The 7,762-nt window shown below is 70.0% G+C and carries 5 protein-coding genes and 1 pseudogene; 3 read left to right on the forward strand and 3 right to left on the reverse strand.

Features of this window, described 5'->3' with window-relative positions; translation table 11 throughout:
• Positions 1–347 (forward strand): FadR/GntR family transcriptional regulator (locus tag ACNPM4_RS20380; protein ID WP_448986978.1); only part of this gene is annotated, 347 nt, incomplete at its 5' end.
• An 18-nt stretch (positions 348–365) separates the two neighbouring features.
• Here ACNPM4_RS20380 and helR read toward each other — a convergent pair.
• The gene (gene helR, locus ACNPM4_RS20385) at positions 366–2,498 is read right to left on the reverse strand and encodes an RNA polymerase recycling motor ATPase HelR (protein WP_448986979.1); all 2,133 of its coding nucleotides are present in this window, start codon (positions 2,496–2,498) and stop codon (positions 366–368) included.
• Between the two features lie 163 nt (positions 2,499–2,661).
• Between helR and ACNPM4_RS20390 the strand changes: the two genes are divergently transcribed.
• Positions 2,662–3,246 carry an NADPH-dependent FMN reductase gene (locus tag ACNPM4_RS20390; protein WP_448986980.1) on the forward strand — a complete coding sequence of 195 codons (585 nt, stop codon included), beginning with the start codon at positions 2,662–2,664 and terminating at the stop codon, positions 3,244–3,246.
• 262 nt (positions 3,247–3,508) lie between these two features.
• Positions 3,509–3,892, forward strand: coding sequence for a hypothetical protein (locus ACNPM4_RS20395; RefSeq protein ID WP_091037394.1), 384 nt, complete (start codon positions 3,509–3,511; stop codon positions 3,890–3,892).
• A gap of 16 nt (positions 3,893–3,908) precedes the next feature.
• Here the strand turns inward: ACNPM4_RS20395 and ACNPM4_RS20400 are convergent, their stop codons facing one another.
• Both ACNPM4_RS20400 and ACNPM4_RS20405 read right to left on the reverse strand, forming a co-directional pair.
• A complete protein-coding gene (locus ACNPM4_RS20400) occupies positions 3,909–7,376 on the reverse strand; it encodes an error-prone DNA polymerase (protein ID WP_448986981.1) in 3,468 nt (1,155 codons plus the stop codon).
• A pseudogene (locus ACNPM4_RS20405) lies at positions 7,376–7,762 on the reverse strand (DNA polymerase Y family protein); the annotation flags it as partial. The gene ACNPM4_RS20400 and the pseudogene ACNPM4_RS20405, both read right to left, overlap by 1 nt.

Genomic DNA, 7,762 nt, shown 5'->3' on the forward strand with positions numbered 1-7,762 from the left:
CCCCCCCACGACGCACGCCCGCCGATCTGCGCGCCCTCCGCCGTGCTCTGGCCGATCGTGCTGCGCACCGCTCGGATATCGAGAGCCACGTCGACGCCGACACGGTCTTCCACCGGTCGATCGTCGCCGCAGCACACAACCCGGTCCTGCTCGATCTGTTCGACAGCTTCACCCCGCGGCTGCGGGAGGCCATGGTCGAGATGCTCCGCATCCGCCGGGTGTTCGGCGGTGATGAGGACCACGAGGCGCACGCCGTGCTCGCCCAGGCGATCGCCGACCGCGACGCGAAAGGCGCGGCCGACTTCAGCCGCGCCCACCTCCTCACGCTGCGTGACGCGCTGGCCTGACGACGGAGGATCCGCCGCTCACCGCAGGATGACCAGCTCGCGAGTGGTCCTGGTCATGGCGACGTAGCGGTCGACGGCGCCGGTCACATCGTCACCGAACTGCTCCGGCCGCACGAGGGCGACCAGGTCGAACTCGAGCCCCTTGGCGCCCTCGGGGGTCAGCGACCGCACCCTCTCCGTCGGTGCGAAGCCGGGGTCGCCGATGACGCACGCCACGCCGTCGGGATGTGCGTCGAGCCAGGTGTGCAGCACCTCCGGCAGTGATGAGGCTTCGCCGAAGCGCACCGGAACGCCGCTCTCTCGCACCGACGTCGGCACGTTCGCGTCCGGGATCGCCGCCAGCACGAGGGGTGCCGCCGTCTCCATCACCTCCGCCGGTGTCCGGTAGTTCACGCCGAGGTGGGTGATCCGCACATCGCGCAGACCGATGCGCATGAGCCTCTCCTCCCAGGTCTCGGTGAAGCCGTGCCGTGCCTGCGCGCGATCGCCGACGACCGTGAAGCTGCGCGAGGGGCAGCGGGCGACGAGCATCCGCCATTCGGCATCCGTCAACTCCTGGGCTTCGTCGACGACGATGTGTCCGAAGGGGCCGACCAGCTCGTCGGGGGTGAGCGCCGGAGGGGCGTCGACGCCGAGCAGCACGTTCCGTGCGTCCTGCCCGCGCAGGATCGACATCACCTTCATCTCGCTGTCGTCGTCTTCGATCAGGTGGTCGACGACGTGGGAGATCTGCTCCTGCGCCGAGGCGATCACCGCCTGACGACGGTGTTCCTCGCGCACCGCCTCCGGGTCGCCGATGCGGCGCCGCGCCGCGTCCAGGAACGGGAGATCCGCCGTGGTCCACGGCGCCGTCTCCTCCCGGTGCAGCAGCGCGATGTCGTCCACGGACAGCTCCGGAGCGCACTGCCGGAGCAGAGCGGGCGAGTTCCACATCCGCCCCACCACGGAGGTCGGGGACAGCAGCGGCCAGGCGCGCACGAACGTCCCGGTGAGGTCGTCGTCCTGACGCAGCCAGCGCCGGATCACGTGCGGCGGCACCTCGTCGTCGTCGACCTGATCGACCAGGAGTTCCAGGATCTCCTCCCACACTTCGTCGCGCGCTTCGTTGTGCGACGCTGCGGGGTCGGCGGCGGCGAACACCTCGACCCACTCCTGGCGGCTCAGCCAGAGGTCGGCCCAGGGCGACTCCAGGCGCATGGCATGCTGCGGCGGACGCTCGAACGACCGCGCCGCGGTATCGAGCATCAGGTCGGGGGAGAGTGAGGCCTTCAGCGAGGCCACGCGCGCATCCGTCTCGTCGACGGCGGTCGCACCCTCCGGGACGAGGTCCCGCAGCGTGCACAGTCGCACCGTGTCCTCGCCGAGACTCGGCAGCACATCTTCCACGTATGCGAGATAGTGCGCGTTCGGCCCGACGAGCAGCATGCCTCCGGCGCTCTGGGTCAGGCGCGGTTCCGCATACAACAGCTGCGCGGCCCGGTGCAGCGCGACGACGGTCTTCCCGGTGCCGGGACCGCCGTCCACGACGAGGGCGCCGGGCGAGCGAGTGCGGATGATCGCATCCTGGTCGGCCTGGATCGTCGCGAGCACGTCGCGCATCCGTGATGTGCGATGCGTGCCGAGGCTGGCGATGAATGCGGACTGATCGTCGAGAGACGCTGCGCCGTCGAACCCGGCGGGCGTGAGCGCCTCGTCCCAGTAGTCACTGATGCGACCGTCCGTCCAGCGGTATCGCCGGCGCGAGACGATGCCGCGCGGATCCTCCATGGTCGCGGCGAAGTACGGTTCGGCCGCCGGGGTCCGCCAGTCGACGAGCAGCCGGGTGCCGTCCGCCGCAGCCAGACCCGTGCGGCCGATGTAGATCGGTTCGCCTTCTGCCGGCGTCATCCTGCCCAGGCAGATGTCGATGCCGAACCGCTGCAGGATCCGGAGTCGCCCGCTCAGGCGTCGGATCTCCAGGTCGCGGTCCACGGCGCTGTCGCCGAATCCCGCACGCTGGCGGCGTACCTCGGCGAGGCGTCTGGTGACTTCGCTGCGCTGCTCCTCCAGGGTGTCGGCGATCCGTCCGAGGTGATCGCGGTCGGCGTCGAGAAGGGCGGGGGTGGATTTCGCGCCCAGATTCGCAGGCAGGTGGAAGGGGTCGAAAGACATGGGTCTCCTTCACGCGCGAGGGCCGGATCGCACGAGCGAGGGTCGATTCTGCCGCATGGGTGGGGTCTTGCGGCAAGCCCCCATCCCGGAGATATCCTGGAAATGGAAGGACGCGGGGATCACGCTGACGCACTCGACCGACTGCCCTCCCTGCGGAGCACACATGACGCATCGCATCGGCTATCTCGTCGGAAGTCTCGCGCAGGACTCGATCAATCGGATCCTCGCGAAAGCGCTCGTGGGGCTCGCGCCGCCCAGCCTGGAGCTCGTCGAGATTCCGATCCGGGACCTGCCGCTCTACAACCGCGACGACGAGCTCGATCCGGTCGCCGCGGTGACGGAGTTCAAGCGCGCCATCGAGGGTTCCGAGGGGCTGCTGCTGGTGTCGCCCGAGTACAACCGCTCCATCCCCGGTGCGTTGAAGAACGCCATCGACTGGGGTTCCCGCCCCTGGGGCCACAACTCCTTCGCCCGCAAGCCCACCGGCATCATCGGCGCTTCCACCGGAGCCATCGGTACGGCAGTGATGCAGTCGTCGATGCGCAGCGTCCTGAGCTTCCTCAACGCCCCGCAACTGAACGCCCCGGAGGCGTACATCACGTTCGATCCGGAGGTCTTCGGCGCGGACGGCGAGGTGAAGGATGCCGGCACGCGGGAGTTCCTGCAGCACTACATGAACGAGTACGCCGCCTTCGTCGAGCGGGTGCTGTCGCTCACCGCACCGGGCCACGTCGGGGATCAGAGCTAGTCGGCGGGGTATGCCCTCCCGAACGATCCGCCCCAGACGGTACCGCCGAGAGGGCTGACCGTCCTTCCCGGACGGTTGGGGAGGCGGCGAAGTTCTCGCTGCGCTCTCGGCTGATCTCCCCAGATCTCAGCCTGTAGCCCCCGCTACCTGAGCAGAGTACCGCTTAATCGGCTTGTCCGCCATTTGGGGGACAAAGAAATTTACGAATGTTGCGATTACGGTCGCCTGTTGTCTTCCCGGCGGCGATGCCTAGGGTGGACTCATGGACAGAATGCTCGTGCTCCCCGCTCAGGTCGCCATCACCCACGGCCACCGGGTCGAGGTGACGGAGCAGGTCGATCCGCTCACCGATGAACCCGTCGTCCTCGCTCTCGTCGACCTCGACACGGGCATCCGCTACCGCCGCACGGAGGAGCCGGGCGGCGATTTCTCGCGATGGATCGGCCGGGTGCTGGAGTGCACGGTGACCATCGGCGGGATCGGGGCACGCACCACTCTGCTGGTCGATCCCATCGGCCCCGGAGCGACCGGAGCCAAGATCGCGCTGCGCGGCGCCGACGCGGCCGCCGATGCGGCGAAGGCCGAAGCCGACCGATGGGGTGGCGCGGATCGGCCCCCGGTGGAGGAGCCCGAGCGCTTCTGGTGATGCGGAGCGGTCGCCCTCAACGGAAGTCCCGAGACCGATGTGTGAGACCGGTGCGCATATCCTCGAAACCGTCGGCGAGCACGTTGACCACGCCCTCGGCCGACCGCTCCAGGATGCCGCGGATGATGAGCGCCGGTGATTCCCTGGCGACACGGCGGTAACGGTTCCAGACCCCGGCCGAGCAGACGATGTTCACCAGGCCGCTCTCGTCCTCGAGGTTGACGAAGGTGATCCCGGATGCGGTCGCCGGTCGCTGGCGATGGGTCACGAGACCGGCGACCTCGATACGGCGACCGACCTCGTGGCCCTGCAGATCGGCGGCGGTGAGCACCCCGCGGGTGCGCAGTGCCTCCCGGAAGTGCGCCATCGGATGGTCGTCGGTCGACACCCCGGTCGCCCAGAGGTCCGCCGAGAGCCGCTCGTAGCTGGTCTGATCCGCGAACAGGGGCGGCTGCACGGCGACGGTGGTCCCCGGAAGGAAGCGGGAGCGGTCGTCCGCCGCGGCGCCGGCAAGCCAGATGGCCTCTCGGCGCTCCAGTCCCAGGCAGTCGAAGGCGCCGGCGGTGGCGAGCGCCTCCAGCTGCGTGGCGGTGGCATCCGTCCGGCGGACCAGATCGTGAAGGTCCCGGTAGCGTCCATGCGCCTCACGCTCGGCGACGATCTTCTCCGCCATCGGCACGCCGATCCCGCGGATGCCGCTGAGCCCCAGTCGCACCGCGGATCCACCGTCCCGTCGATGTGCCGCGGACTCGTCCGGGGCCTCCCTGTCGAAGCGGAGGGTGGGCGGTTGCGGATCGTCGAGGCAGTCCTCCCGGCCGGTCGGCCCCTGCGCGGACGCGCCCTCGTCGAGAGGCTCCAGCATCTCCGTCGCCCCCGAGACGTGCAGATCGGGACGACGCACCTCCACCCCGTGCCGTCGGGCATCCGCGGTGAGGGTCGCCGCAGAGTAGAAGCCCATGGGCTGCGAGCGCAGCAGGCCGGCGAGGAAGGCGGCGGGGTAGTGCAGCTTCAGCCAGGAGCTGGCGTAGACGAGCAGAGCGAACGACAGTGAATGCGACTCCGCGAAGCCGAAGTTGGAGAACGCCTGGATCTGGGCGTAGATGCGATCGGCCGCCTCATCGACGAGGCCGCGCCTGGCCATGCCGGCGTACAGCTTGTCTCTGACCTTCTCGATCTTCTCCAGGCCGCGCTTCGACCCCATCGCCCGGCGGAGCAGGTCGGCCTCGTCGGCCGTGCAGTCGCCGATGGCCGTCGCCATCTGGATGAGCTGCTCCTGGAAGATCGGGATGCCCAGCGTGCGTTTGAGGATGTCCTCCAGGTCGCTGTGCGGGTAGGGGATCGTGAAGTCCACGGGTTCCTCGCCCCTGGCCAGGCGCTCCCGGTTCTCCTCGTCGACACGATCCTTCGCGATCTTTCGCCGCACGAAGGGGTGCACGGCCCCACCCTGGATGGGACCGGGACGGATGAGCGCGATCTGGATGGCGAGGTCGTAGAAGCAGCGGGGTTGCAGGCGGGGGAGCAGGCCGATCTGCGCACGGGACTCCACCTGGAAGACTCCGATCGAATCCGCGCGACAGAGCATGTCATACACCCCCGCCTCCTCTTTGGGGATGCTCTCCAGCGTCCACTCCTCGCCGGTGTTCTCCCGGATCAGGTCGAAGCAGTGCTGGAGGGCGGCGAGCATCCCGAGCCCCAGCAGGTCGAACTTCACCAGGCCCATGAAGGCGGAGTCGTCCTTGTCCCACTGGATGACGGTGCGGTTCTCCATGCGGGCATGCTCCACCGGCACGACCTCGCCGACCGGGCGCGCGGTGAGCACCATGCCCCCGGAGTGGATGCCGAGGTGACGGGGTGCCTTCAGCAGCTCACCCGCGTAGGCGAGCACGTTCTCCGGGATGTCATGACCCTCGACGGGCTCGAGCCCCACACCCCAGCCGTCCACCTGGCGTGACCAGGCATCCTGCTGCCCGGGGGAATGGCCGAGCGCTCTCGCCATGTCGCGCACCGCGTTCTTCGGACGGTACTGGATGACGTTCGCCACCTGGGCGGCCCGCTCCCTCCCGTACTCCCGGTACACCCACTGGATGATCTCCTCACGGCGGTCGGAGTCGAAGTCCACGTCGATGTCCGGCTCCTCCGTCCGCGTGGTCGCGAGGAAGCGCTCGAAGGGGAGGCGGTAGAGGATCGGGTCGACCGCGGTGATCCCCAGCAGGTAGCAGACCGCGCTCGCCGCGGCCGACCCCCGGCCCTGGCAGAGGATGCCGCGTCTGCGCGCCTCCGCGACGATGCCGTGCACGATCAGGAAGTAACCGGGGAAGTCCTTCTCCTCGATCACGTCCAGCTCGCGTTCGATGCGGCGGTGGCCGGCGTCGTCCAGCCGGGGGTACTTCGACGGCACGGCCTCCCAGACCAGGCGACGCAGCCAGCTCATCGGCGTGTGCCCCTCCGGTACCTGCTGCTGGGGGAGCGCCGGTCGTGCGAGACGCAGGGGGAAGGCGGATGCCGCGGCCAGCTCGAGCCCGTACGAGATCGCGCCGGGGTAGCGCTGGAAGCGGGCGGACATCTCGGCTCCGCTGCGCAGATGCGCGCCGCCGTGGGCGGGCAGCCAGCCGTCGAGCTCATCCATGCTGCGCACCGCGCGGACCGCGGCCACCGCCTCGGCGAGCGGTGCCTGTGCGGGGGTGGCGTAGTGCACGTTGTTGGTCGCGACCACCGGCAGCCGCATCCGACGGGCGTGATCGGCGAGGGCGTCGTTACGGCGGGTGTCCAGGGGGTCGCCGTGGTCGAAGAGCTCGACGGCGACGTTGTCGGCTCCGAACAGGTCGACGAGGGAGCGCAGCGGAGTGGCCGCGTCTCCGGCCGCGAGCCCACGGCGCACCGCACCTTTGCGGCATCCGGTCAGGATCGTCCAGTGCCCGCCCGCGCGCGCGGCGAGATCGTCGAGGTCATAGACGGGACGCCCTTTCTCTCCACCGCGCAGCTGTGCGGCGGAGATCGCGCCCGAGAGCCGGTGGTAGCCCTCCATCCCGCGAGCGAGGACCAGCAGATGCTCCCCAGCGGGATCGGCGGAGCCTCGTTGCGGTGCGGGCAGGTCGAGCGACAACTCGGCTCCGAACACCGTCTGCAGCGGACTCTCCATGAGGTCGGCGACCTCGGCGAAGCGGGCCGCGCCGTAGAAGCCGTCGTGGTCGGTGAGGGCGAGGGCGGTCAGGCCGAGACGGTCGGCCTCGGCGAGGAGATCCTCGGGGGAGGAGGCGCCGTCGAGGAACGAGTACGAGGAATGGGCGTGCAACTCGGCGTAGGGGACCGCATCCTCGGGGCGAGCGATGGCGGTGGGCGGAGTGCGCTTGCGGCGCCGGCTCACCGGCCCTGGATCCGTCCGCTGGCCGCGCGGCTCGGCGCCGGGAGGGGGCGGGGGCGACTCGTCGCCGCTGAGGGTGCGCTCCAGGTCTTTCCAGGAGAGGGGCGGGTTGTGCCAGCCCATCAGCGATACCTCCCCTCGGCCCACCAGCGCTCGCCGGTGTGGAAGACCAGCCAGGCGCGGTCGCGGTCGTCGACGATCTGCAGTCGGTGCCCGCGCTTGCCCCCGCCGGACGACCAGCGACGCTCGTGGATGGGCCAGGGGCCGGCCCACGCTTGCACGGCCGCCCCGTCGATGCGGGCGGGATCGCTCGAGAGCGCCCCGCGCTCATCGATGGTGATCGTGGTCTCGTCCGCGGACAGCACTCCGATCGGACGCGGCGGGCGGAACACCTCTGCCGGGAGCGGATCGGGCAGGCTCCCCGGCCAGGGCGATTCCGGGTCGCGCGGGGGGACCGTGCGCTCGCCCCAGGGCGTCAACACCTGCCGATCGGCGAGCCAGCGGCCGCC

The organism is Microbacterium umsixpiens, from assembly GCF_053543675.1.